The organism is Rubripirellula obstinata (assembly GCF_001642955.1).
GTDB lineage: Bacteria > Planctomycetota > Planctomycetia > Pirellulales > Pirellulaceae > Rubripirellula > Rubripirellula obstinata.
Map to the genome: position 1 here is coordinate 1 of NZ_LWSK01000085.1, position 24,386 is coordinate 24,386.

20 protein-coding genes are annotated in these 24,386 nt (G+C 53.5%); 8 read left to right on the top strand and 12 right to left on the bottom strand.

Annotated features, from left to right (window positions below; all coding sequences use genetic code 11):
• Positions 1 to 404: 404 nt before the first annotated feature.
• Positions 405 to 1,241, bottom strand: coding sequence for a carbon-nitrogen hydrolase family protein (locus RC85_RS18050; protein ID WP_068265352.1), 837 nt, complete (start codon positions 1,239 to 1,241; stop codon positions 405 to 407).
• A 58-nt stretch (positions 1,242 to 1,299) separates the two neighbouring features.
• Here RC85_RS18050 and sthA point away from each other — a divergent pair, with 58 nt between their 5' ends.
• The 3 genes from sthA (at position 1,300) to RC85_RS18065 (ending at position 4,178) form a co-directional block, all read left to right on the top strand.
• Positions 1,300 to 2,730, top strand: a complete 1,431-nt coding sequence (sthA, locus tag RC85_RS18055; RefSeq protein WP_084422803.1) for a Si-specific NAD(P)(+) transhydrogenase — start codon at positions 1,300 to 1,302, stop codon at positions 2,728 to 2,730.
• Positions 2,731 to 3,322: 592 nt separating this feature from the next.
• On the top strand, positions 3,323 to 3,607 hold the full coding sequence (locus RC85_RS18060; protein ID WP_068265356.1) for a hypothetical protein: 285 nt from the start codon (positions 3,323 to 3,325) through the stop codon (positions 3,605 to 3,607).
• Positions 3,608 to 3,716: 109 nt separating this feature from the next.
• Positions 3,717 to 4,178, top strand: coding sequence for a hypothetical protein (locus RC85_RS18065; RefSeq protein WP_068265359.1), 462 nt, complete (start codon positions 3,717 to 3,719; stop codon positions 4,176 to 4,178).
• 485 nt (positions 4,179 to 4,663) lie between these two features.
• Here the strand turns inward: RC85_RS18065 and folP are convergent, their stop codons facing one another.
• The 5 genes from folP to RC85_RS18090 are packed head-to-tail and all read right to left on the bottom strand — an operon-like array spanning position 4,664 to position 8,590.
• Positions 4,664 to 5,506 (bottom strand): dihydropteroate synthase, encoded by an 843-nt coding sequence (gene folP, locus RC85_RS26950; RefSeq protein WP_068265361.1) that lies wholly within the window; start codon positions 5,504 to 5,506, stop codon positions 4,664 to 4,666.
• A gap of 9 nt (positions 5,507 to 5,515) precedes the next feature.
• A complete protein-coding gene (lptE, locus tag RC85_RS26955; protein ID WP_068265362.1) occupies positions 5,516 to 6,055 on the bottom strand; it encodes an LPS assembly lipoprotein LptE in 540 nt (179 codons plus the stop codon).
• Positions 6,052 to 7,464, bottom strand: a complete 1,413-nt coding sequence (locus tag RC85_RS18080) for a hypothetical protein (RefSeq protein ID WP_068265364.1) — start codon at positions 7,462 to 7,464, stop codon at positions 6,052 to 6,054. The genes lptE and RC85_RS18080 overlap by 4 nt, the downstream gene beginning before the upstream one ends.
• A gap of 41 nt (positions 7,465 to 7,505) precedes the next feature.
• Positions 7,506 to 8,255, bottom strand: coding sequence for a DNA repair protein RecO (recO, locus tag RC85_RS18085; RefSeq protein WP_068265366.1), 750 nt, complete (start codon positions 8,253 to 8,255; stop codon positions 7,506 to 7,508).
• A gap of 11 nt (positions 8,256 to 8,266) precedes the next feature.
• Positions 8,267 to 8,590, bottom strand: a complete 324-nt coding sequence (locus RC85_RS18090; RefSeq protein WP_068265368.1) for a tetratricopeptide repeat protein — start codon at positions 8,588 to 8,590, stop codon at positions 8,267 to 8,269.
• Between the two features lie 453 nt (positions 8,591 to 9,043).
• Here RC85_RS18090 and RC85_RS18095 point away from each other — a divergent pair, with 453 nt between their 5' ends.
• Entirely contained in the window at positions 9,044 to 12,352 is a 3,309-nt protein-coding gene (locus RC85_RS18095; protein WP_068265369.1) for a DUF11 domain-containing protein, read from the top strand.
• A gap of 442 nt (positions 12,353 to 12,794) precedes the next feature.
• On the opposite strand, the gene RC85_RS18100 is transcribed toward RC85_RS18095, so the two are convergent.
• The 4 genes from RC85_RS18100 to RC85_RS18115 form a co-directional block, all read right to left on the bottom strand.
• Positions 12,795 to 13,277 (bottom strand): DUF427 domain-containing protein, encoded by a 483-nt coding sequence (locus RC85_RS18100; protein ID WP_068265371.1) that lies wholly within the window; start codon positions 13,275 to 13,277, stop codon positions 12,795 to 12,797.
• A gap of 15 nt (positions 13,278 to 13,292) precedes the next feature.
• Positions 13,293 to 13,988, bottom strand: coding sequence for a glycine zipper domain-containing protein (locus RC85_RS18105; RefSeq protein ID WP_084422804.1), 696 nt, complete (start codon positions 13,986 to 13,988; stop codon positions 13,293 to 13,295).
• A 184-nt stretch (positions 13,989 to 14,172) separates the two neighbouring features.
• The gene (gene nrdR, locus RC85_RS18110; protein WP_068265372.1) at positions 14,173 to 14,631 is read right to left on the bottom strand and encodes a transcriptional regulator NrdR; all 459 of its coding nucleotides are present in this window, start codon (positions 14,629 to 14,631) and stop codon (positions 14,173 to 14,175) included.
• 468 nt (positions 14,632 to 15,099) lie between these two features.
• A complete protein-coding gene (locus RC85_RS18115; protein ID WP_084422805.1) occupies positions 15,100 to 16,287 on the bottom strand; it encodes an IS110 family RNA-guided transposase in 1,188 nt (395 codons plus the stop codon).
• Between the two features lie 696 nt (positions 16,288 to 16,983).
• On the opposite strand from RC85_RS18115, the gene RC85_RS18120 reads away from it, so the two are divergent.
• Positions 16,984 to 17,379, top strand: a complete 396-nt coding sequence (locus RC85_RS18120; RefSeq protein ID WP_068265376.1) for a DUF4339 domain-containing protein — start codon at positions 16,984 to 16,986, stop codon at positions 17,377 to 17,379.
• 130 nt (positions 17,380 to 17,509) lie between these two features.
• Here the strand turns inward: RC85_RS18120 and RC85_RS18125 are convergent, their stop codons facing one another.
• Together RC85_RS18125 and RC85_RS18130 are read right to left on the bottom strand one after the other, a co-directional pair.
• Positions 17,510 to 17,872, bottom strand: coding sequence for a DUF971 domain-containing protein (locus RC85_RS18125; RefSeq protein ID WP_068265380.1), 363 nt, complete (start codon positions 17,870 to 17,872; stop codon positions 17,510 to 17,512).
• Positions 17,873 to 17,977: 105 nt separating this feature from the next.
• Entirely contained in the window at positions 17,978 to 19,249 is a 1,272-nt protein-coding gene (locus RC85_RS18130) for an acyl-CoA synthetase family protein (protein WP_068265382.1), read from the bottom strand.
• A 563-nt stretch (positions 19,250 to 19,812) separates the two neighbouring features.
• Between RC85_RS18130 and RC85_RS18140 the strand changes: the two genes are divergently transcribed.
• The 3 genes from RC85_RS18140 (at position 19,813) to RC85_RS18150 (ending at position 24,197) form a co-directional block, all read left to right on the top strand.
• Positions 19,813 to 21,048, top strand: coding sequence for a DUF1559 family PulG-like putative transporter (locus RC85_RS18140; RefSeq protein WP_068265386.1), 1,236 nt, complete (start codon positions 19,813 to 19,815; stop codon positions 21,046 to 21,048).
• Between the two features lie 578 nt (positions 21,049 to 21,626).
• Positions 21,627 to 22,904, top strand: coding sequence for a DUF1559 family PulG-like putative transporter (locus tag RC85_RS18145; RefSeq protein ID WP_068265388.1), 1,278 nt, complete (start codon positions 21,627 to 21,629; stop codon positions 22,902 to 22,904).
• A gap of 492 nt (positions 22,905 to 23,396) precedes the next feature.
• Positions 23,397 to 24,197: a hypothetical protein gene (locus tag RC85_RS18150; RefSeq protein WP_157593961.1), complete on the top strand. Its 801-nt coding sequence runs from the start codon at positions 23,397 to 23,399 to the stop codon at positions 24,195 to 24,197.
• Positions 24,198 to 24,386: the final 189 nt, after the last annotated feature.

The following is a 24,386-nucleotide window of genomic DNA, read 5'->3' on the forward strand; positions in this document are numbered from 1 at the left end:
CCGCCGTAACTCGCTATGGCTCGCTACGGCCTACTTTCTGGGCCCGCCAGGGGTCAGTCGGGTACAGCACAACGCCGCGAAGAAAACACGCGTTGGTTCGTTTAGCCGCGTGGGCATCGCCCCGCGCGTCGTGCTGGCCCGAACGCGCGGGGCGATGCCCACGCGGTTAAACAATTTAGAAACCCTTTGCGGCGTCGGGTGCAGCTAGTGATGGACTGAACGCTGGCGGGGCCAGCTACGGGGAAATCGGGAAGTTGTTCCGTGATAGTTCCTCCGTTGCCGTGTGACAGTTGCCGTGTGACAGTTGCCGTGTGACAGTTGCCGTGTGTCGCAGAGCTCCACACGGCCTGCGAGTTAGCTTTCACAGAGCAGTGTCTAGCAATCGCGTATTTTGCAAACTCATTTCAATCAGCAATTGGGCCGTAGAATTCTGGTCTTCGATCTTTGAAGCGGTCGATCGAGTGGGCTCCGCTGGTTCGCTCGATTCGTTTGTTGCGCGGGTGGGTCAGATCGACTTCGGCGGTTAGCATGATTTCTTCGTCGGTTTCGGTTCTCGCCAGGATGGATCCATCGGGGCCGCAGATGGAACTGCGTCCACAGAACTGGAAACCGTTTTCGGTACCGACCCGGTTTGCGGCGACAAAGAAGTAGTGGTTTTCCATGCTGCGAGCGGGCGGGACAACGTCGGCGGTTCGTGATGCGCTGACGGGCCAATTGGTTCCCAATGCAACGATGTCGGCACCCGCCAAGCCTAGGACTCGCATCGGTTCGGGGAACGAGCAGTCGTAGCAGATTGCCATGCCAACGCGAGCCGGTCCCGCATCGGTTTGCGGACATGCGTCAAAGGTTCGATAGGGGATGTCACCGCGATCGACAAAACGATCGACACCAAGGTTGGGAAGGTGAACTTTTCGATAAACTCCCTCGATCCCGTTCGGCCCGATCAACGCTGACGAATTAAAAAGCCGGCTGCCATCTTTTTCCAAAAATCCCAACGTGAAAAAAATGTTCAGTCGCTCGGCCATCAATGTCAACTCAGTAAAAACTGGCGAAGCAATGGGAATCGCGATCTCAAATGCGGATTCTCGGTCGTCGTACGCATAGCCAGTCAGCATGCATTCGGGAAAAACAGCCAACTCCACCTTCTTTGTTGATGCCGTTTCTAGCCACGATTGAACTCGTTTTAGATTGGCCGAAATGTCGGCAATTTTTACATCGGTCTGGACGCAAGCTAACAACATCGTAAAACACTAACATTCGGCGGGTCATCAAAACTCTGAAAAAGCAACAAGTGACATTATGGACGAAAATAGCAGCGACCAAAACGGCAGCGACCACAACAGCAGCCAAAAGTACGACTATGACCTTTTTGTCATCGGAACCGGACCGGGTGGCGAAGGTGCCGCAATGCAGTGTGCAAAAGACGGGTTAAGTGTTGCGGTTGCCGAGAAGTACAGCCGAATCGGTGGGGGCTGCACCCACTGGGGCACCATCCCCAGCAAGGCCTTGCGGTACGCCATTACATCGACCATGGCGGCATTGAAGAATCCGACGTTTCGTGAAATGGGGATCAATGTTCGACCGACGCTGGAACAGTTGCGTCGTGGAACACAAACCATCATCGGCCAGCAAGTGACGATGCGGCAATCGTTCTATGACCGAAATAACGTCCCGATTTTCAAAGGGCAAGCTAGGTTCGTAAGCGAAAACGCGGTTTCCATTGATGGCGACGAACCGATCACTGCAAAGAAATTTGTGATCGCGACGGGTTCGCGACCCTATCGTCCAGCGGGAGTGGATTTCAGTCATCCGCGTATCTTTGACAGCGACACGATTCTGGGAATGAATGAGAAACCGGCGTCAATGTGCATCTACGGTGCGGGTGTGATTGGCGTCGAATACGCGTCGATGTTTCGAAACCTGGGAATCAAAGTCAATCTGATCAACACCCGATCAAAGTTGTTGGAATTCTTGGACGACGAAATCATCGATGCAATTTCTTATCATCTGCGTGATCAAGGCGTCGTCATTCGTCACAACGAATCGATGGAGAAAATTGTTCCCGAAGATGACGGCGTGGTGCTGCATTTGAAAAGTGGCAAGCGTGTGAAGACCGACGCGTTTCTTTGGGCCAATGGACGCAGCGGCAATACCGACGACCTGGGGCTGGAGCATGTTGGCATCGTCCCGAACAGCCGCGGACAAATCGAAGTCGATGAACACTTCCAGTCAGCGGTTCACCATATCTACGCTGTCGGCGATGTGATCGGTGTCCCCTCGCTCGCCAGCGCCGCGTACACGCAAGGCCGTGCTGCCGGGATGCACATTTTGGGGAAGGTCGATGGCAATCTGCGGCTCTACGACATTCCAACCGGAATCTACACCAGTCCCGAAATCAGCTCGGTCGGAAAGACCGAACGCGAATTGACGGCAGCCTGCGTTCCTTACGAAGTTGGACAGGCTCAGTTTAAAAGTCTGGCACGAGCACAGATCACCGGTCAAACCACGGGAATGTTGAAGCTGTTGTTTCACCGCGACACACTGCAAGTATTGGGAGTCCATTGTTTTGGTGCCAACGCATCCGAGATTGTGCATATCGGCCAGAGCGTGATGAGTCCCGAAGGAGCCAACAATTGCATCACCTACTTCACCGAAACAACCTTCAACTACCCAACGATGGCGGAAGCATACCGAGTCGCCGCGCTGAACGGTTTGAATCGGCTGTTCTAAGGTGACGTATCAAAGCCGCACTAGATCCAGCAAAGTCCTGATCGGAAATGAACCTCTGCACCTTTGATTTGCTGCCCCTTTGATTTTGCTCTTTAACCACGGATGGCTTTCGCGGGACCACGGATTTTCTGATTAGCACAAAACACACGTGCATCATCATCCGTGGTCCCGCGAAAGCCATCCGTGGTTATTTTTAAACTCAATAATTCAGTCGGTATTTGATTTGCTCGCAGCCAAATGCAGCTCGTACGGAAATTTGTTTTGTCGAATCGTCGTTGAAATCGCGTTTGGTGGCGGTCGCATTGTGGGAGGATTTAGACAAAAAAATTGGCGTCAAAAAAATTGGGTGCTCTGTTTATTGGTTGTTTGAGATGCCAACGAAGGTTTGAAGACTGTTGGGGGGAATCAAATGGGTCAAACCTTTGTTTTGCAATGAACATGACCAAAGCTACGGGTGTGTTCAATGTGAGTTATGAAGAGCATTGGCTGCGGGTTTTGACCGCTGTTGACGCTTAGTATTCTTACGGACGATATGGAATCGCCGCCCTCTTCTTGCAGGATGCGACACCGACTCTTTTCTCTGGAGAAACCTATGCTTCCTCTCATCGTCTCACTTCTCACCGGTGCAATTGGTGGTCTTGCTGCGGGACATCTGATTAAGAACATTAGTCTCGGGCATCTTGTCAACGCAATTTGCGGAATCCTTGGCGGTGGCATCGGAGGCACCTTGTTAGGACTGTTGGGCATCACAGCAGGCCCCAGTGGTGCACTGACCGCGACCGCTGTCGTAGGAAGTATTGTTTCGGGACTTGTCGGCGGCACCGTTGTGCTTGTAGTCGTCGGGTTTGTCTTGGGCGCTGTAAAAAAAGCGGCCTGAGTTTTCCTAGTCTTCCTGTCACTCTTGAAGATCCGCTTCGCAGCGTGATTGCCGCGCTGCCGTAAATTCCGTTGCAGGGAAGCAACTCCTTACACCCGAGGTTCCCACTATGACCCTACAAGAAATCTTTAGCCACCCGCTTGCCATCGGTGCTATTGTCGGATTCGCACTTGGATTGATTCTGTTTGTCTTCGCACTCGTATTGCGATGGAACAAGTCAAGCGAATTCAACCGTTTTCGGCACATGGTCAACGACAAGATGAAACTTGAAGCGGACCATCAAGAACTGGCTCGAGCGGAACGGGCTCGACTTTCCGAAGAGAACAAGAATCTAAAACTGAAGGTCTCTCAATTGCAGGCCACTCCCGAAAAGTCGGCCGCCCAGGATCTTGAGATGATGGCTCGAGCCGAGCGTCATCTGATTTTGTCGGCTCCATCATTTACTTCGGCGTGGGAAGACGCCAAGCGGGCTGCGCGTTTGGAACTCGAACAAGAGTCGGCCGGGCTCGCAAAACCACACTCGCGGTTCCGCCGAATTTTCGCCTCCAACGGTCAGGCGTCGGCTAGCTAGTTCTTTCACGGAACACGATGGCAACTTGTTGATTTATTCAAATAGTCGCCACGTTTCGTTTAACAGTTAGCCGAAGGCGTACTCGAAGGGCGCGTAGTTCGCCTTCGGCTGACTGTTAAACGAATACATCAACAAGCCGATGACGGCTTCGCAGGGTGATGTCGGACGCTCGGGCGGCCGGGAGGTGGCAAACGGAAATGATCGTAACCCTCTCCCTCGCTTAGGCTCGACCTCTCCCGCGGGGCGGTTGAACCTCCGGGGCGGGAGAGGTGAGATTGCCTTGAAAAATACGGTCTGGATGCAACTTGCAGAAACGTAATTGGTGGCGGTCGAAGCGGGGGAGGATTTAGACAAAAAAATTGGCGTCAAAAAAATTGGGTGCTCGGTTTATTGGTTGTTTGAGATGCGTGCGAAGGTTTGAAGACTGTTGAGGAAAACTAGCTTGTTCCGGTCTACATCGATTCACAAGACGTCCCGCAAACGGCCTACTTTGATTGGTTGGTGCAGGCGGCGAACAGTTTCAGGGCTTCGGCGGTGACTTGGACATCGTGGACTCGGATGACGTGAGCGCCGGCGGCGGCGACGGCTAGCGATACAGCTAGGGTGCCGGCGGTTCGGTCGGCGTCTTTGTTGCCGAGGACTTTGCCGATGAAGCCTTTGCGGGAGTGGCCGATCAGGATCGGTGAACCTAGGTTGGTGAATTGATCGACTGATCGAATCAGTTCCAAGTTGTGCTGGTGCGTTTTGCCAAAGCCGATTCCGGGATCGAGGCATATCTTTTCTGGATCAATGCCGGCGTCGATGCAGAATTGTCTTCGCTGGATCAGATAGTCGCGGATCTCTTGGACGACGTTGGCGTAGGCCGGATCGTTCTGCATCGTTTGCGGGGTGCCCTTCATGTGCATCACGCAGACACCCGCACCGGATTCGACTGCGACGCGGACCATGTCGGGGTCACCTTCCAAGCCGGTGACATCGTTGATGATTTCGGCTCCGGCTTCGATCGCTGCCGCCGCGACGGTGGCCTTGCTGGTGTCGATGCTGATAGGGATCGACAATTGACCTTTTAGGCCATCGATGACCGGGATCACGCGGGCGAGTTCTTCTTCGGCGGCGACTGGATCGCTGTACGGACGAGTGCTTTCGCCACCGATGTCGACGATGGCTGCGCCGTCGGCTTCCATTTGGATCGCTGCGGCGATCGCGGCATCGACGTTGTGATGTTTTCCGCCGTCAGAAAAACTGTCGGGCGTGACATTGCAAATCCCCATGATCAAGGGAGTTTTAGCCAGCGATAATGATCTGCGATTGAGTTTCCAGGAGTGCATCCTGACAACTTACCATCGCATCTCCATTTGCGACACGATTCGGCTGGCCAATTTTTGGATGGCGGCTTCGGACGCTGTGTCGATCGATTGGCCAGCTTCGGGGACGAAGCGTGAGTCTTGTGAAAAACCGATCGCCAGATCGCCGGTGGGAACGATCGCGTTTTGCATCAGCATTTCGCCGCTGCGATTGAGCCACGTGGCGCGAACGTTGATGGCTGCGTCGAGTCCGCGTGGATCGTCGGTGCCGGTTTCGGTCAGCACCCGTTTGCTTTCGCTGATGACGCGGCATTCCAGTCGGCTGTCGGCGTTTGGATCGCTGGTGACTTTATAGGGCGTTCGAGTTTCGATTTCGCGGACGATGGCTTCCGTCAAACGGATGCCAAGGTCATGCCGAAAAGTGTCATTGCGAACAACGGGAACATGGACTGTACGGATTCCGGGGCGGAACAGCGAAGCCGAACCGAATCGATAGGCCGCGCATCCTGACACGCATGCGAGTGAGCCGCATGTCAACGCGATCAGCATCGAAAGTGACGTTAGCGATCTCATCGCAGCATGATCCCTGAATCTTCTTCGGCGTCCTGTTCACTGCTGCTGTTGCCATCTTTCATGATCAGCGGATTGGAGACGCTGGAATCGGGGAAGACTGTTTTGAGCCATGACAGTCGAGGCGTTGGAACCTCGGGAAGCGTTTCAATTTCACCCAAGCGTTTTCGGGCTTTTTCCGCGTGCGGAGTGTCGCCATAATCGTCTAGCAAACGCTGGTAGTAGAACGCCGCGGCACCGTACTCTTTTCGTTTTTCCCGGTAATCAGCTCGATAGGCAATCCGGTCCGCTTTGTGGAAATTGACTTCGGCAGCAGCGCGAGCGACCATTTCGGAATACTTTGGGTCGGCCAACTTGTTGGGAAACCGCGTTCGCGTTTGTTTGATCAGTTTGTCGGCTTCATCGAGCACTAAGTTGCTGTATCGCGGGCCGCCGTAAATTCGCAGCTTCGTACGAATGCCTAGCAGGTGAGCCAGGAATAGATGCTCGCTGTCAGAAAACGTTTCACGCAGGTCGGTTAAAAATTCATCCGCTTCGACGAACTTTTCTTGACGAATGTATTCCGCTGCCGCTGCCATGGTCGCATCATCAGCCAGACGTCCGGTCGGATCGTCGTAGCGGATTTGATCCAAGACACGGATCGCGTGACCGTCGGTGTCTACGCGAGGACGTGACTTGTCGGTCAAGTTGAGCGGTGACCAACTTTTTTGGTCCGACTTTTCAGTGTCGATCCAATAGCGGCTGATTGAAAACAGTCGAGCGGCGATGCGATCGTTGTGTCGGTTTCTGGTGTGTTCTTTTTGAAGCGTTTGATAGACGTCGGTTGCTTCCACCAACTTGTCGGCAAAGAACAGACTCTCGGCCTGCATGAACAACGCGTCCTGTTCGATCGCAGAGCCCGGTGCTGCTTCGCCCGATTTTCGGAACTGCTTGGCGGCTTTTTCAAACGTTGCTTTACGCTCGCCAACCGGTTCGCTGGCGGCCTGTTTGAAAAGTGTGTCGCCAGTTTGATAATACTTTTTGGCCTGATCGCGGTTTTCTTGTTCGCGTCCGGTTACAAAATTTGAGAACGTCTGAGCAGCTTTTTTTGATTTAGCGCCGATGGATTCGTCTTCGACCACCTTGGTCACCAAGTCGCCTGTTTCGTCCGACGACGCGATTTCTGATTGTGCAGAGACTTGTCGAACCGTCGGGCTGGTATTCCCCGAATCGACCAAGGTTCCTTCGCTTTCAACCGATTTGGATTTGCCGAAGGGGCCAAAGCTGGGTGGGCCGGCAAGCGATCTGCAGCCGCTTGATGCGAACAGAATTAACAGTGCGAGTGTCGTCAGCGAAAATGGAATCGCCGCAGGCACCGTTTCTGATGAACAGGTTTGCGATGAAAAAAGCTGTGTTTTATAATTTGCCGACATTGTCATTCCGTGACGTGGGTTGGCTTGTGTGGTCAGTCGAATCAGTTCAATCGGTTCGGTAGCGATGATTGCATTCGCGGGATCCGTCCCACAATCGTTTGAACGTATCGATTGATTGCAGATCGCAGTTCTGCGTAGAGCGTTTCAGAAATCATCTGAGGTGCTGTTAGCAGCGGATCTTGCAGAGTTCGTATTGCTTCGATCAATTCGTTGCGTACTGAAATGGTTTGCTGCTGTTTTGATCGGCATTTTTCGCAAACGATTCCACCGGCGGATAGTGAAAACGCGATACGAACCGCCGATGCGACTTCGCCGCCGCAATCGGTGCATCGATCGGTGCCCGGGGCGTGACCAAGCATTCGCAAAACCTGGATATCGAAACAGAGCAATGCCATCGCGACATTGCCGCTGCCGTCAATCTGTTGGAGAGTTCGGATGGTCAAATCGTAAACGTCTTGATGTGGGTCGTGGTTTTCGGTCAGCAAGCGAAGCATTTCGGCGACGTAGTAACCTGCGTACAGTCGATCGAGCGACCGTTCGCCACCGCGAAAACGGCGATGCAACTTCGCTTCGGTCAAAATGTCGAGGTTATCCGACGCTTTCCTTAGAACGACTACACGACAAACGGCTAGCAGGTCAAGCGAACCTTCGAATGGACCCTTGGGACGGCGGGCCCCTTTGGCGATTGCCGAGATCCGGCCCAAGTCGCGAGTCAGCAGCGTGACGATCAAGCTGGTCTCGCTAAATTCGATCGCCCGCAGCACGATGGCCGTCGATTGTTCAGCCGCCAATGCGCCGGCTCCTAAAGCTCACCATGCTGTCCCAGCGATGCTAGCAACTCGCTCATTTCTGCCGCCGCGTGGGTGTCACCTTGAGCTCTTGCTTGGTCAATTCCGTCTCGCAGTTTTTCTCTTGCTTCGTCGATTCGGTCGATTTCAGAGAGCAATTGGCCTGACATGAAAAACGCCTGGACGTGCGGCGGGTCTGATTTCATCAAGTCATTGAAGATTTTCAAACTCGCTTCGTGATCGCCTTCGGTACGCAGTTCCATCGCTAGCGAATAAAGCAGGAAGGTGTCGTTGGGGTCGTCAGCCAACATGGCTTCGATTTTTTCGCGGCGAGACATTTTGGGAAGTTTGAAGAGTGAAAGTGAAAGGTGAAGGGGTGCAATTAAGCGTTGTTATTGGACGTGATTGGGTTGGATTTGGCAATCTGGTGGGAAGTGAATGGACGATTCAGGCTTTGCTTATCAAATGTAGAAATTGTCCCGAAATAACTTCCCGGTTTTCTCGTAGCTGGGCCCGCCAGGGTTCAGTACCTGCTCAGTCCATCATTAGCTGTACCCGACTGAACCCTGGCGGGCCCAGCTACGAAAGATTTCGCCAAATACGGAACTTGTTTCAGGACAATTCCTTACGCATTCGGGTTGGGGAAATCGCGAAGATGGTTCGGGACAGCTTCTTACTGTGTCAGTGCTTCTTTCGGCATAATCGTTAAATTTGATTCAACTCGATCGCTTGGCAAAGCCGATTATTGGTGATGATAGGATCTTCTTGCCTCGACTTGAGATGATAGACGCATGGACCGCGTGAACCGCCGATTTTTGGTCGCATCGACCTTGATTGCCATTCCAGCAGCATTGCTGATGGCTTCGCTTTCGATTGGAACCAATCCCGAAGTTCCCTTTTCGTCCTCGCACGAGCCTGCTTTCGGAAGCGGCGTTCGGACTGCGTTAGGGCAATCTAGCGGGACGGATGAAAGTGCCATCCGACAAGTGATTGGGAAGCAGCCAACCACTGGTCCGCGACGGGCATTGTTTAGCACATCAAACGCTTCGACATCGCGTTCGTCTAATACTCGTTCGACATCCAGTTCGCGTTCGTCTGCGGAACCGCAAGGCTTGTTCGAAACGCTCTTTGGCAGTCGTGGTGATCAATCCAATGATCGTCGCTCGACAACCCGATCCAGCACGAACCGATCCAGCACGACTCAGCCACGTGCCGCCAGCGCCACGACGCCTAACGTTGACTGGGATGGCATTCCTTTCCACGACGTCAACGGCAACACTGTCGGACGCAGTGGATCCACGCCGCTTGCAAAGCCGATCCGCTCAACGACGCAAACTCGAGTCATTCGAGGCGGCAGCAATTCACGCAAGCTAACCGCCAGTCCAACCGTCGCCAAAAAACCGACCGCGGCAATGTCAGTTCCAAAGCCACCGGCTGAAGCCAGGGCAAAGCCAAAGCTTCGAACGTTCTCATCGAGCGAAAGCAGTCGGCGAAGCAAGCCTGTTGCGGTCGCTTCGCCACGCTCGACCAAGTCCAGCGTTGCTTCGATCTACGGAAACACCACCAAGACGGAAGCGAATTACCAAAGCGACGACGTTGCCGATTTGGTTCCGCGTGTACGCCGACGAGTGATCAAGCCTGCACCGCAAGCGATCGCGAAGCAGGAACCGGCGAAGAAAGAACCGAAGGTTGCACCTGAGAGCAAGATTGCGAAGCAAGTAGCGCCCAAGGCCGCTGGAAAAGTTGATGCAGTAAAAAAAGCACCAGCGAAGGTTGCTGAAAAGCCTGCAGAGAAAAACGCTGCAGAGAAGATCGCTGCAAAGGTTGAACCTAAGAAAGTGCCTGAGCTTGCAGCGGTCAAGAAGCTTGCAGCGGCTCCCAAGGCGGAGTTGCAAATGCCTACCGCTTCGGTCGCAAAAGCCGACGTCAGCCCCAAACCGGCGTACTCAACCCCGGTCGATCCCGAGACCACCGCGATTCCTCCGGCACCAGCATACGCTGCTTCTGGCGGAACTGATTCCTTCGCACTGACTCAACCGAATCCGGCTGAATCAAATCCGGCTGCCACTGCGAAGCTTCCTCAAACTTCCACACACGCGGCATCGGTATCCCACCGAACGGGACCACCGGCGGCGGCCTTTGTGCCAATTCGTCAACCAGCCGGTTCATCGGTTCCCGCCAGCGCTGGGTATCCAACGTTCGAGGATCGAACGCCCTCAGCCGATCGTTTCGGTGCTAATAGCACGAATCGAAATGGTTATCAAAGCGATGGCTTCAACGCGGTCGGATCAGGGGTTGCTCAGGATAAACCTGTCTACGAAACCGCACTCGCCCGCGATCGCAACTATGCAGACCGCGGCAACTACGACCCGTACGGTTCACGTGGCAATTACCAAACGCCACGCATGTCAACATACGGTCAACCCTCGCGGAACCAGCCAAGTCAAGTCGCTGTAAATCCGGTGCCCGCGCCGGCCGAGCGTGAACTGGCTCCGACGCGTCCGTCACACGAAACCGCGGCCTATCCGATGCATCCGATTCCAGGTCATCAAGCGGATTCAGGTTTCGAGAAACGCGTTGTCAAACGTAGTTCGTCTAACCCGCCCAAGACTGATCAGTTTGCTGATGCGTCGGGCAACCGAATGCGAACCAAGTCCGCCGCTGTTGCCAAGTTGCCTGCTGCGGGTGCCCATATCGTGACGTCGGAACTGCCTGGTATTCGTGTCATTACCAACGGTCCATCCGAAGTGATGATTCGCCAAAACAACGAGTACGAAATTCGAGTTGAAAATCGCGGTTCGATCGACGCCAAGGGCCTTTTGGTTCGTGCCTTGATTCCTGATTGGGCAGACGTCCAAGGTAAGAATGCAACGGTTGGTGACATTGATAGCCAAGGCGATAAGGGTTCCGAACGGTTGGTTTGGATCATCGACCACTTGCCCGCCGGAACGTCCGAGCAAATGTTCGTGCGATTGATGGCAGCTCGAAGCGGTACCTACAACCTTGATGTGGATTGGACGCTGCAGCCTCAGCGAAGCGTTGCTCAAGTCAAGGTTCACGAACCTCGTCTTGAACTTGCGATCGAAGGGCCCGGCCAAGTTGTCTACGGACATTCGCAAACGTACAAAGTTCGCGTTCTGAATCCTGGCGATGGCGTTGCCGCCAACGTTGTGTTCACGTTGTCGCCAAATTCCGCGACTCCGCAAACCCAGCGTATCGGTGACATCCCCGCTGGCAAAGAAGCACAGTTTGAAGTGGAGCTGACCGCACAAGACCTGGGCGATTTGAAGATCCAAGGTTTAGCGATGGGCGATCTGGAACTACGTGCAGAAGGCAACAAAACCATTAGCGTTTTGGCAGCTCAATTGGAAGCCATCCTGGGCGGTCCCGAATTGAAGTATCAGAACACCGAAGCAGTCTACAGCCTGCAGTTGCAAAACTTGGGCACAGCGACTTCGGAACACGTGATCGCATCGCTTCGGATTCCGCCAGGCGTCAAGTACTTGGGCGGTATCGACGGTGCAGTTCAATCGCGTGACATGCTGAAATGGGAAGTCACCGACTTGGCACCCGGTGCCAGTCGCGATTACCAGTTCCGCTGTAACATGATTGCAACCGGTGACCATCAATTTGCATTCGACTGCAAAGGAACGGCTGCGGGCCAGGCAAGTGTCGCCATTGAAACTTCGGTTGAATCGATTGCCGACTTGGTACTGACAATCAACGATCCACCAGCACCGGCACCGATCGACAGCGAAGTTGAGTACGAGATCATTGTCCGAAACCGTGGCAGCCGCGAAGCCAAGGACGTGCGTGCAATCGCTCAGTTCAGTCACGGTATCGAACCGCAGCGAGTCGAAGGACAAAGCGGCGAAGTCGTGACCGGCCAAGTTCTGTTCGATCCGATCCCACGTATCGGAGCGGGTGAGGAAATGCGTTTACGAGTGATCGCATTGGCGACCAAAGCCGGACATCATCGCTTCCGAACTGAAGTTCGCAGCGGAGATACTGTCTTGGTTGCCGAAGAAGCGACTCATTACATGAGCCCGCGTTCGGACCGAGTCAGCCGTCGCAGCAGTGACGCACCGTTGACACGTTAGTCGAGCCTTCACTGATCAAAGCAGTGCGTTCAGTTAGGTAGCTAGGTAGCTAGGTAGGCCGGAACAAGGAGTCTTCGACGCAGTTCCGGCAATCCGCTCCGAGACGGTCTGCCGGAACATCGCCGAAGCGGCTCGTTGCCGGCCTACTCAACTTTGCCGGCGACCTGCCCGTAGCTGATCAGCTAGGTAGGCCGGAACAAGGAGTCTTCGACGCAGTTCCGGCAATCCGCGCCGACACGTTCTGCCGGAACAGCGCCGAAGCGGCTCGTTGCCGGCCTACTCAACTTTGCCGGCGACCTGCCCGTAGCTGATCCCGCCAGGGTTCAGTCGAGCTTGATCCAATCGCGGTCTGAACCCTGGCGGGATCAGCTACGTTTTGAGTTCAGTTTCTAAGGATGACGTGCGCGTTTGGCGTTGGAGCAAGTGATTGCTGTTTCCGCAGCTACCAACCAAGCGTCGCAGGGCCGCCTTTGAATGGGCCTTTTAGGTTTGGAGTGATCCAACCACCGTAGAAATCACCTTCTTGTGGGCTGGCCCGAACTTCCCCGACCCAGCACTCGTCAACTTTCGACGGGTAGAACGCGAAGTAACCTTCGATCGCTGCGTATCGGCCAGAGATGTTTGGATACGACCACGCAACCGATTCAATCGACCGTGCGGGCGTCTGGTACGTCCAGTAAGATGCCCGCCCCTTCCATTCGCAAATGCTGCCGCCCGGTGCGCGGACCAAACGATCCATTAGGACGTCGGTCGGCGGCAGGTAATACACCGGTGGATGGCTTGTTTCTAAGATTCGCATCGCTGCGGATGAATCGGCAACCAATTCATTGTCGATGACAACGCGAATCCGATCTTGGACCGGTTCAAGTGCCGGTGGTCGTGGGTAATCCCAAACGTTTTCAGTATTCGTTATTGAAGAGCTCATCCACGAATTCTAAAGCTAAAACCGAATGTGGACACCCGATCGTGGGTGGGCCATGCGGCGGCCTCCGCGGTGACCGTGATAGTGGTGATAGACCGGGACGGGGTAGTGTGGCACCACCACGCGTTCTTCGACATAGACGGGTGCGGGTGTGTAAACGCGTTGAATGGCAACCGGTGGAGGCGCGATGGATTCTGCGAACCGCTGCGAACCGGTGGGAGCTTGCTGCATCGCTGAAATGACTCGTTCGCTGACGCCTTGTTGGTGCATTGCGATGATGTCGGACACTTGTGGCTGAGCGAACACACCGCGAGTTTGAATTTGATTGATGATGACCGTTTCGCTCAGCCCGCTGCGGCTCATCGACACGATGTCCGCGATCGATACCGACGACTGAGTGACGACGGCTTGCTGTTGTTGCTGGACATATTGTCGTTGATTTTGTTGGTAGCGAATTTCTTTGTCTTTCGCGTTGCCAAAGATGCCGCCGGCAACTGCACCTAGAACTCCGCCAATCGCTGCGCCCGCGCCCGCTTCGCCGTTGTTGTCACCAATCAGTCCGCCCGCGACTGCTCCGGCGATGCCACCGGTGACCGCACCACGCTGTTGGTTGGCGGCTGGTGAACCGAATTGTGCGTTGGAAACGCTGGGTGAGAATGCCGTCGTTATCGCGACGGCGGCGGTGCAAAGAGTAAGGCGGGGCCAGCGGGTCATCGTTCAGTCTCCAAGTGTTGATCAGAAAGGAACGATTACAGTTAACGGCACGTCACAACGGCAGCAATCCCATTTTGTGTTTCACAGTCATCCCCTTTTGCGTTTCCCGGGACTTTCGCGTCAAACAATATCCCTCGCTTACGCGTCGGGTTGTGAAGTCGGGAAATTATTTCAGGACAGTCACTCAGATTTCGGTGTCGACGACTTCAGAAATGGCTCTCACAAAATCTTGCGCGTTATCGAATTCTCTGTACACGCTAGCAAATCGGATGTAGGCGACTTGGTCCAGTTTGGCTAAGTGTTGCATGACGATCTCACCCACCTGTTCGGAACTGACTTCGGAGTCAAAGGCAGAGTAGATATCGGATTCGATTGCCTGGACGGTGTTTTCGATGGTGCTGCTGCTGATGTTTCTTTTGGAGCAGGCACGTTCGATTCCGCGGCGGATTTTTTCGCGATCGAGTGGTTCGCGTGTTTGGTCGCTTTTGACGAGTCGGACGCTGAGCTTTTCGATCGTTTCTGCCGTCGTGAATCGCCGCTGGCAAGAATTGCAGATTCTTTTTCGTCGAACTAAATATCCACCGTCTGCGTTTCGGGTGTCCAAAACGCGGTCATTGTCGACTTGGCAGTAGGGGCAACGCATGGAAACCGAGTGCTCGGTACTTTGATGAAATGAATGGTTCAGTGGGGGGAGGCAGCGACGCGTCGGAAAACGTTACACTACGGTCTGGTGATTAAATCATAGTCGCCTTTTGCTGCTATGAGGGAATCTTAGTCAAGGTGAAATTCGGGTTTTCTTTGGAAGTTCCGATTTGCATCGCAAGCTGCTATTCGATCGTACGAGGGGTAGCCCGCAGATCATTCAACAAAGTTCGCTTGGCAAAGCGGTGGATAAAGTGAAACTCAGATCATTCTCCGCGACGGTGGAGCGAATCCAACCAGCGAAAGGGCGATCGTGAGTCTCGCGACTTTTCAGCGGATGCACGAAACTTTCAGTGGCATCCCAAATCGTTCCCTTGACTGAGTCTCCTTCAAGTAGCAGTGAAAATCGAAATCAATTAGCAGTTAAAACGTCGTCAATTCTCTCGTCGGTGTCTCTTCGCTTGAACTCTCATCCGGCGCACTGCCCGAGTTGAAGCGATGGCGGTGAAACGGTCCTCTGAGCAAGCCCACTCTGAGCAAGCCCAACGAAGTCCTTGCTGCTGGGGCGGTCGCGTCCCTTCAGTTCGCTTGACACCCCACACGCCAGTGCCCGGTGCCACATCTTAATCCCCAGCTTCCGCATCATCGCCACCAACGCTTTCTTGCTGCGGTGTTTCTGCCCCTGCTTGATCCGGTGATAATCGGCCGCCGCCTCCTCGCTGCGATTGACCGAAACCCAAGCCGCCTGGCAGAGCACCTTGCGAAGTCGCGCCGGACCCTGACGAGTGATCCGTCCCTTGCGATCGTTCTTCTCGCCCGACTCGTTGCTCGAAGGACAGAGGCCCATGTACGCAGCGATCTGGCGACGGTTGGCAAAACGCTCCAGGTCCCCCATCTCGGTCAAGAACGTCAACGCCACCAACTGGCCCACACCGGGAAGTTTGCGAAGCTCATTGCAGGCTACTTTGTAACGAGGCTCTCGGGAAAGTTTCTTCAACGCCTTGTCTAACTCGCCTTGCTCCTTGCGATACATGTCGAACCGATCGAGCAGCAACTTCAGCTTCGTTGCCACGCAAAGGTCCAGATCGGGAATCAATTTTTCGCGGATCCAAGTCACGAACGCCTTGGTCCACTTGCACTTGGTGGGGCTTACCACTTTGAGTTGATGCAGTTTGAGCAGCGTGTTTATTTTGAGTTTGACGCGGGTCATCTCATCGGCGACATCAACGCGGGCCCTAACCAGTTCTCGGTCGTCTCGCAATCGCTGCGGCGGCGTCCACACGACGGGCAGATCGTTGCCCGCGAGCACGAAACCACGCAGTTGTTCGAGCAGCATTTGTGCGTCTTTGGCGTCGGTCTTCAATCGAGCGCTTTTGGGAGTCTTGGGCAGATGAGTGGGGCTGAGCACGAAGCACTCGATGCCTTCCTGGTGGAGTTCGTCGCTCAGGCCGTGCCCGAGCCCGGAGGCTTCATAGGCAAAGATAATTTTCTCAGCTTGATTTTTCTCAGCGATCGCTTTGAGCCGGGCAATCATTCGCCGCCTGCCAGCGGCATCGTTGTCGTAGGCAAGTTGCTGCGGCTCGGCGGTGCCAACGGCATAGCGGAGCAGCATGTTACGGTCGTGTAAATCGCAGCCAATCATGATAACATTAGACATAGGTTCGGTACCTTTTTGTGGAAGTTGGTAAAGCTATTCAAACTCCCAAAGAGTGTGCCGAACTTTTTCTCGTTAACCAAGCCCGCTCATAGTTTCTCCGCGAAAGATGCGTCCACAAACGCTGCTTTTGCGGAGCAAAAGGCGACTATTAAATTTGGATTTGCTATTTAATCGACAAGCCGACTAGTTGGTGGCGGCTATCATTGTGTTCATCTGGACCGGTGCCGCAAGTCAGCGTTTCGTTTCTTTCTCTAGCCCAGGGCAACTCACTTTTTGAAGCTGGGGATTTTTCGCAACCCGCATAGGCTGTCAATCAATGAGCAATTCCAAAACTTAAACTTAAACTTAAACTTAAACTTAAACTCTTACGACGAAAGTTGAAGTTCAAGTTTACGTTTAAGAATGAGATAACTTCGCAACCCGCAGCGTAAGCAAGGGATATCGTAAGTCCCCTGCTAACGCTGCGGGTTAGGATTTCAGTGCCCAACCCAGATTGAAAAAGTGAGTTGCCCTGTTCTCTAGCCCAAGGTAATCACTCCACGCACGCCGGTTAGGGTATCATTGAGGACTCAGAGGTTTATTGATCAATCCAAATGGATTGACGATACGCGTCGCAAAGAACGCAGGTAACGAAGCGTGTACATTGAAGCTCGTCTATTGAAGCATGTCTATCGAATCGATCTAATGAGATAAGTCGTGGCAGAGTGGTTTATCAAGCGTGACGAAGAATCGGGAGATCTGGGGCCACTGCGTCCGCCGGACCTGCTGAAGATGGTTCGCGAAGGCAGCGTGACTCGCCAGACCATGATTCGCAAAAACGACTCGGCATACTTCGAGGCTGGACAAGTCGGTGGACTGTTCGAGGCCGCGATGCGTCCGACCATCGAACACTTCTGCCCAAGTTGCAAACACAGTGTGAACGAACCGCCGACCGTTTGTGCTTATTGCGGACAAGAACTCTACAAGGCGATCACCAAGATCACCGAAAACACCATCTCGTTGCCAAACGAAAAACTTCCCAGTCAAGCGGGTCGAAGCGTCAAAAATTGGCTCAAGAAAAAGCGGATCGTTAAGGACGATTCAGACGAGTGAAGTCGGGAAATGAGCACGCAGTTTTTTTGGCAAAACGATGAAGGGGCAAAACGATGGTGCGCTGTCAGCATGCGGCGCATCATCGTTTTACCCCTTCATCGTTTTGCCCAATTTTTGAACCCTACCCTGATCACTTAGTTTGTTCGCGATAAAGAATGTCGAACAGGAAAATTCCCGAATTGTGGCCGTCGCTGAAACCGACGTTGTAGCCGTACTGACCAACCGGGTTCATCGATCCGATGGTCATTGGTCTTGCTTCTGCGGCCGACAGAACCGGCAACAGCATCGCTTTCTTTCCCTGACCGCTGCCCTGTTCAGACAGTTTCTCTTCTTCGGCTCTTTTCTTTTCGCGGCAGGTTGCGCAGGGGCAAGCTTTTCGTAGTTCGGCCGCCGTCCAACGAACTTCTTTGTCATCATCAAAGGTGATCACGATCGCCGATTCACCATCGCGGCGGATCGATACAGGTGTGTGGGCAGCGGTGGGGTCAGGCATCAGGAAAACGACTCATCAGAGATTGTTGAAGTTGAAAGCAAACGCGCGGGAAGCATGACTGCGGTGTGGCAAGCGGTGTGGTTAAAGTTCATTGTAGAGTTCGATTCAACTTGGCAACTCCCGGCGGTCCACCACCCGTTTTGCCTTGGATTCAAATCGTGGCAAGGAGTTTTTGGCGACCGACACAAACTCAATACGCATCGTCAATCGTTTTTGCAGCGACATCGCGACTTCTTCAGCCCGGGTTTGTTCGGTCTCCAACTCGACGACGACCTCATCCATTTCATTGCTGCGGGTAATCGTGATTCGGAACTCGGCGTCCGGTTCAAACTCGCGAATAATTGCCTCGATGCTGCTGGGGAAAATGTTCACGCCTCGGACAACGACCATGTCGTCAGCCCGCCCGATCACTCCGCCATCTAGCCAGGCGAACGGAGACGGGTAGTCGTGGTCGCGATGCCTTTTCACCACATCGCCGGTTCGATACCTGATCGCGGGCCCACCGAATCGTCCCAGGTTGGTCAGAACCAATTCGCCAACGTCACCATCTGCAACTGAAACTCCCGCGATTTCATCGTTGTCAAAGTTGATCACTTCGGCAATGAATTCTGTTTCGATGACATGCAGTCCTTTTCCATCGGGGCTCCCAAATCCCCAGGCACCGATCTCGCTGCCGCCAGCGTGATCGATCACTTCGGCGTCCCAGGCTTCTTCGATCCTAGCCCGTACAGACGGGATTGATCCGCCGGGTTCGCCCGCAACAATGATTCGCGAGACATGACTTTGGCGAAGGTCTTGGCGGCTGCGCGAGGCGACACTGGCCAGGTACAAAGCATAGGTCGGCGTGCAGCAAAGCACCGAGCACTGCTGATCGATCAAAACCGATAATCTCGTTTCGCTAGACATTCCGCCACCTGGAATCACAAGCGTGCCCCGGCGAACCATCGCATCGTTAGCCGTCCAGAATCCAATAAACGGTCCGAACGAAAACGCCATCATCGCAACGTCGCGGTCGGTCACCCTTGCGGCATCAAGAACGTGGTCCCAGCAATCCAACCACCAACGCCAATCATCGGCCGTGTCGGTCACCACCATCGGATAACCTCGCGTGCCACTGGTTTGATGAAACCGGCAATACTCGGATCTTGGCAAGTCAAAGCAACCGGCCAACTTGTTTATTTTTATGGAAACCAAATCAGTTTTGGTCAAAACGGGGACCCGCGAAAAATCCTCCAGCGATACGATTGGCAAGCAAAGCTCCTGCAGTCGCTCGCGATAAAAGGGCCGATCTTTGACTGAGCTTAAAACCCGATTCAACTTGTCTAGCTGCACTCGATGGATTTCGTTTCGTCGAACGTTGATTGCATGTTGGGTCATAGACAAAGATCTTAACAGCCTCTCTTGGGCCAATCGCTACCGAAGCTTTCCAGCCGAGCGATCTTGCTGGGCTGAATCCGAATTAGGACCGTTGGAACAATAATTGGCGTAGCGAAACTCGCCAAGAGTTTCGGCAACTCGGCAAACCGAAAGTCTTGGCGACTTTCGCTACTAAATCCGAATTAGGACCGTCGGAACAATAAATGGCGTAGCGAAACTCGCCAAGATTTTCGGCAACTCGGCAAACCGAAAGTCTTGGCGACTTTCGCTACCAATTTCCCCGCCACTCATCGTTCCGACGGTCCTTAGTTCGATGAAGTTTTGATGAACGACAGAGTTTACCAAGTTTAACAAGCTTCATTAAGCGATGGAGTGCATGCGGTTTGGGGGCATCTCAAATCCAGGAAAATCAGTGTTTTCTGGACCCCCGATTCGACAGCTACACAAAACATCGGGAAGATTCATGCCAGACTTTCAAGACTCAAAAAAGTAGAAACGATGAAGACTAGATGAGGCTTCAAAATGGGTGTTGCAACGTCGCTGCGGGCTGTAAGAATCCCGCCATGGAAACGAACACACATGGAATTTGGTCGAGCCAAAACCGATCAGCTTTTACCCTGATCGAAATGTTGGTGGTGATATCAATCATCGGTATTTTAGCATCGCTAGCGCTGCCCGCGCTCAGCAAGGCTCGCGAGGCAGCTCGTGGCGTCCAATGCCAAAACAATTTGAAAAACTTTGGCATCGTGATGCTGGCCCGCACGACGAACGAGCCTGACGGAGCATTTTGCAGTGGTGCTTTTGACCTGGAACGCGACGGTGTTCCCACCGAAATTGGCTGGGTCGCCGATGTTGTTCGTCGCGGAACCGTTGCCGGGGAATTGATGTGCCCAAGCACCTCGGCCCAAACAAGCAAGGCAATCGAGCAATTGATTACGTTGCCAATTGCTGAATTCACAACGACGACTTTTTACGATCGTCTCGGCAGCGAAGACTACACCGATGAGATGGGGCAAATTCAAACAAACATTTGCAGGAAAATTGTCTCAGGTTCACTGGCTCCATCGGCTGCTGACCGACTTGCCGCAATCACCGTCAAGGTGATTGACCAGGGTTACAACACCAACTTTGCCGCGTCATGGTTTCTGACAAGAACAGGATTCGTCCTAGATCAAAACGGCAACCCCAAGCCATCTTCGACTGCGTTGACCGATGGTACGGCCGACGAGCGGACCGACGATCGCGGGCGAAACGTCACCATTGGCCCGCTGACCACCGCAGCACTTGACAGCGGGAAAGCGCCTGCCAGCACAGTACCATTTTTGACGGATGCCAATGCGATTGGTCAGCTTAGCACCCAGATCAGCGAAACGATCCAAGGCTTCTACGTCACATCGATGGTGGGCAGTCCCGTCGGCAACAAGGGTCAAAACATCACCGACTTCGCCGCCGGAACGCTGACCGACAGCACGTTCTTTTTGGAGCAACCGCCGATCGGGACTTTGTCGCGTGAAGGAGTGACCGGTTGGCTCAAACAATGGAATCACGACACTCGGCAAGACTATCGCGGCATCTCAGTCCACCATCAAGGCACTGCAAACGTTTTGATGGCCGATGGCAGCGTCCAAGTACTCGTTGATCAAAATCAAGACGGCTTCATCAACAATGGATTCGATGGTCCGGGCGAACCCGGCGTTCCGGCTGACAAGAGATCGTACTGGATCGATTCGAATGTCGAAGCCGAAACATTGAAATTGGCCAGCTACTACAGCCTCAACAGCAAGGGCAGCGAGAACTAGGAGCAGGGCGGAAGGGATTAGGTTTTAGGGCTTAGGAAAATCACACCTCACACCTCACACCTCACACCTCACACCTAACACCTAACACCTAACACCTAGTTACTAACACCTAATTCTTATTCTGAACACGAAACGTTAACGAGCGATTGTTAGATTCATCGCAACGATTCAGAACTGAACTTTTAACCAACGGAGGCGTGCGACCTAACCAACTTCGAGAAACCGATAAAGCTTAGGCCGCGAGTCCATTTTTTGGACGCGGTAAAAACAGAAGCATGGCAGTTTAGGTTGAAGACCAATCGCTGCGATGTTGATGACAACCAGAGCCGACGGCATTGGCCGTGGGTTCTCTAAGAAACGAGATACCGAGTGTGTTGCTCGGTATCAAAGAAAGAAAAGCAGAGCGGGGAGGATCGCCGCCAACATCACCAGCAGGCATCCCTAGAAAGAACTGTCCACTGGTAACTGTCGACTGACAACTTTGGCCGCCTTTTCCCCCACGCTCCACCCATCACTCCCCATTCTGGCCGCAAATCATTGAATGCGTCCAGAGTAAATTTCCAAAAAGGAAACGAACCATGTCGCGTAAGCGAAACATTTCAGGTTTCACCCTGATCGAACTTTTGGTGGTGATCTCGATCATCGCCCTACTGGCCGCCTTGGCCCTTCCAGCGCTGACCAAAGCCCGCGAAGCTGCCCGCCGTACGCAGTGCAGCAGCAACCTGCGTCAGTTCGGTATTGGCATGTACACATTTGCAGAACGAGATCCCATCGGTCGTCTGTGTACCGGTGCTTCGGATTTCTTCCGGGACGGTAGCTTGGACGAACACGGATGGGTCGCAGACTTGGTAAACTCAGGAGCAGCCGTTCCCGGCGACATGCTGTGCCCAAGCAACCCTGCGAAGGCTTCCGAGAAACTTAATGAACTCCTGGGTTCAACAACGGGAAATACCGACATGCCCGCGCCAGGAAATACCTGGGCTCGAATGGTGGATGGACGCGGTGCCTTACTCGTGACTAACACTGCGGCGAGTCCACTCACCGAGGCTGCCGCGTTTGCAACTTCGATCACCGATCCAGTTAATGGTGGGACGCTGACACCAGCGCAGTACGTTGGTACGTATTTCATCGATCGTGGTTACATGACAAACTACGCCGCGGGCTATCACCTGGTACGGGTCGCCCCTCGCTCTGCCTTTGTGGACGCGACTCCCGCATTCTTGGTGTCTGGACCTGGGAATTTTAAAGAACGGGGCGGCACGATGGGCACGTTGCAGTTATCAACCGTTGATTCCTCGCGTGTTCCCTCAACGAACATTGCTTTGTTGGGTGACGCGGGCCCTGGAGACGTAGATGAAGCCTTCCTTGGAGTCGACGTTCCGAATACGAAGGGCGAGTTGCCGCAGGGCATGCTTCTTTCTGAAGCGTTCAATGATGGGCCTGCTTACTACAACACGGACACCAATCGAGTCAACCTAATCAAGGCAGGCGTGTTACTCGATGCCCAAGTTACCTGCGAGCAGGGCGAAGCGACCACCGCAAATTGCCAGGTACCGGCTTACGCTGCAATCGCTGCCAACGATACCACCATCCAAGGAACTTACTTGCAGGATACCCGCGATTTCTTTGCTTTGCACGCGGGTCAGTGCAACATGCTAATGGCTGATGGTTCGGTTCAAACTTTCCAAGACTTGAATGGAGATGGTTACCTGAACCCCGGTTTCCCAGTCGCCGCTACAGCAGACGTTTCTGCAGTTGGATACTCAGATGCAACGATCGAGCTGCAACCGGGTGAAATGTTCAACGGCGTGTTTGTTGACGAATCGTCCTTCAAGGGACAGTTTGAAGAAAACTAGGCCCATTGGCTACAGTTAATTACTTGAACATCGCGGGTCGGAGCTGTCGTTCCGATTCGCGATTTTTTTGCCTTCATGTCTAAGAAGATTGAAATGAGATTGCAAATTAAGCTGGGCTTGGTCGCGGTAGGTATCGGCTTTTTGTTCTTGGCCGGTATTGGACTAGCTTCCATCACCAGTTTTGGGCCGTGGGGTGTTCCGCATTCAAAACGTGCTGATTACGAGAGCCGCTTGGTCGCGATCAAACAACGAAACACAAAGATCGATCACTACGAAACGCGCTCGCGACCAATTCGCCATCTCCCAATACAATCGCGCAATCTCGGGTTTATCTCGGCGGGTGAGTCGCTGACTGCTGTGTTTGATGTAGAAAACGTTGGACGCGAGAACCTTAGTATTATCAAGCAACACTCGCCCAGCGACCTGGAGGTCAAAATTCAACCGCCGGAATTGCGGCCTGGGGAGACCGCAAAGGTGAAGCTACAATGGCGTTTGAACGAATCCCAAGTAGACGTCGAAACTGGACGCGAAAGCACAACAATCACCAGACGTGCTAGGTTTGCAACTAACGACCCAATCGATCCGACTTTCGAATTGAAGTTAGAAGCAAAACTAAGACAGAAGCTTTTATACCCAAGCAAGATTCAGTTCAAACCATCCCAAGTGGCGGAACCGGTTGGAAAAGACTTTGTTGTGAGCAGTCAAACACTCACGGACTTGGATATTGATTCGATTTCATGCGATGCGCCCGGTTTTATCGTCGAGCATAGCAAAGTCACTGACCTAGCTCAGCTCGAAGAGCCTTCAACAGTATCAGCGAGTCGAGTCACTTTCCAATTTACTCCTTTAGACTATGGTGACTTCTCGTGGCCTTTAACCGCAAAGATCGTTAACGACGACCGATCTATTGAAAAGATCGCGATTGAATTGACTGGTCGTGTCCGTTCACCCATTTCGTTCTATCACCCCGACATGCATCGCAAGCAAGGACTAAGTCTTGGAACGCTTTCAGCCGACACCGAACACACATTTCACGTCCAGGTAAGACTCAGGCACGAAACCCATCGACGCCTAGAGGTGTTGGATCAATTCCCCCCTGAGTTGGACGTAGTTATGTCGCCGCAAGCATCGCGAGGCATTTACAAGCTTACAATTGTGGCACGCAAAGGTTGTTCGACTACCGAATTCAACAGAGTTGATCGGCGTGGGTTCATCAAAGTCGGTGATCCAGAGGATCCGGCTTTCTTTCGCTGGCTGCCTATTTATGGGGCCATTGTCAACATAGCCGATTAGTTTTCCTCGCAGAATTGAAACTTCTCGTTCGCAGCTCTGTGCAGCCCACTTGCTTTACTGGGGTAAGCGTTCGGCGTGGGGATGAATTTTCGGCGTGATAGGTTGGCGGGTTTTCTCGAACCCAGGAGGTCAACATGTTGCCGACTCTCGCCCAAGTTTGGGCCGAGCGACTCGATCGCTATCGAGCCA